The 463-nt window shown below is 64.4% G+C and carries 1 protein-coding gene; it reads right to left on the bottom strand.

Annotation, left to right across the window (positions count from 1 at the left end; translation table 11 throughout):
• A partial coding sequence (locus SOP95_RS31595) for a chemotaxis protein CheW (protein ID WP_323609527.1) occupies nt 1-462 on the bottom strand: 462 nt, incomplete at its 3' end.
• Nucleotide 463 lies beyond the last annotated feature (1 nt).

Consider the following 463-nt stretch of genomic DNA (forward strand, 5'->3'; position numbering starts at 1 on the left):
TTCGATCGGTGCCGGGGCGATGCCGTGGATGACTTTCTCGATGTCCAGCACCTGCACCAGGCCGCCTTCCACCTGGGTGACCCCGGTGATGAACGCGCGGTTGCCACCGGAGCCGTAGGGCGGCGGGCGAATGTCGGTGGTCAGGCAATGCACGATCTTGCTCACGGCTTGCACATGCAGGCCCTGCTTGGAGCGGCTCACGTCGGTGACGATCAGGCAGCCGCCGTCAGGGTCCGCCAGGGGCATTTCGCCGAGGGCGCGGCTCAGGTCGATCACCGCCAGCGAGTTGCCGCGCAGAGTGGCGATACCTTTGACGTGGGGGTGAGACTCCGGCAGCTTGGTCAGCGGCGGGCAGGGAATGATTTCGCTGACTTTCAGCAGGTTGATCGCCATCAGCTTGCCGCTGCGCAAGGTAAAGAGCAGAAGCGAGAGTGAGTCTGCGCGGGCTTTGGTGGTGGACATA

This window comes from Pseudomonas sp. YuFO8, assembly GCF_035065025.1.
Taxonomy (GTDB): Bacteria; Pseudomonadota; Gammaproteobacteria; order Pseudomonadales; family Pseudomonadaceae; genus Aquipseudomonas; species Aquipseudomonas putida_AE.